Annotated in this window: 1 protein-coding gene and 1 pseudogene; both read right to left on the bottom strand. The window is 44.6% G+C overall.

Going from position 1 to position 1,370, the window contains the following annotated elements; all coding sequences use genetic code 11:
- A pseudogene (locus JMF81_RS16265) lies at positions 1-643 on the bottom strand (hypothetical protein); the annotation flags it as partial.
- Positions 644-1,370, bottom strand: a 727-nt coding sequence (locus JMF81_RS16260) for a hypothetical protein (RefSeq protein WP_201312474.1), incomplete at its 5' end; no start/stop codon positions are given.

The following is a 1,370-nucleotide window of genomic DNA, read 5'->3' as shown; positions in this document are numbered from 1 at the left end:
AAGTATTTTTTGTCGGCTTTACCGCTCCGCATATCTCTACCAATTTTCCTATTTTTCGATAACGTGGCTTCCATCCGCTTGCGTATTCCACAAATCCACCAGAAATTGTAGGATAAATCCAATCTGTATCGATTAAATCTTTATTTAATTGATAGATTCCCTTATCATACACCTCTACTAACATATCGATCGCTTCAATAGCGGTCCCATTAAGCCTTACCCGGCAAAATGGTTTCTGGCTCATAAACACACCTGTCCTGATATCCAGGTTGCTATATGCTGGATCCTGTGGATCGCTGGCCGCTGGTGTTCCAGCAATCGTGACAAATTCAACACTCTCAATCCCTTCGGATTCGTCTCGGTTGTACTGGATGCAGACAATATCATTTCGCAACATGCCTTGCGTGCCGGATGTGATTGCCACGTTTTCAGACGTGCCGTATGGGATATGGATTTCCCTTCCATCGTAGACTACCACTCCGTCCGCTACCGTGATCTGGTTTGCCGTCTGGATATTGACTTCCATCTTACTCCCAACTGGCAGGATACAGCTGTCCCCCAGCAGCCCGCGCTGGAAATCTGCCAGCTGATCCGCTGTGATGTGATCAAATCCCTGATAACTTGTTACAATATCTAATGCCATCTACTCTTCTCCTTCCACTTTGTACTCTATTTCTTCTGTTCCGCTTTCTATTTTTACGATCTTCTGTACGACCGGTTTTTTAAGAGATAATCCACTGTTGTAATCCCTTCCGCCTACGATATCCCCGATCTGCAGATCCATGTCCTGTATTTCAAGATTCATTTTCTTATAATTCATATCTTCCTGTAGCTTCTCTGTTCCGCCCTCGATTAGTTCGTTTAAATCTTCGGCGTTGTTATTGTCGTACACTGCCGTGCGCTCCTGCAATCCTTTGTAATATTGCTTCTGGGATATGCTGCCATCCAGCTGCGCATAGAGATGTACCACCTGCCTGTCTTTCAGTTCTCCTTTGCCCAGACAGATGAGGTGATTGATTCCACGCCTACTCTCTTTGATGCTGATATTTACTCTTGAGTCTTGCGAATACTCAATTTCTTCTGACAAGTCTTGAATCGGTACAGCAGATAACATGATTTCAAAAGCTTCGTTTGCGCCGCCTTGGATCACTTCGATGTTCAGCCTTGCATTCTTTGTAGCCAGCATCTTCGTAAATCCAGTCAATGCACCTGTATACCTGTCAAACTGATAGGACGGAATATCAATCTCACTTGATTCTTCCGGAAATGTAAAAAGTCCGCCAAAGGCATTGCCTAAGACAGACTCTAATATTTCGTTTGCATCCCCGGATACCGTCCTATAATCCTGTCCGGAAGGCGGTTGGATAATG

This window comes from Anaerostipes butyraticus (genome assembly GCF_016586355.1).
In the GTDB taxonomy this organism is placed as follows: domain Bacteria; phylum Bacillota; class Clostridia; order Lachnospirales; family Lachnospiraceae; genus Anaerostipes; species Anaerostipes butyraticus.
The sequence above is the reverse complement of the archived record's forward strand: the minus strand, read 5'-3'. Positions and strand labels throughout refer to the sequence as shown.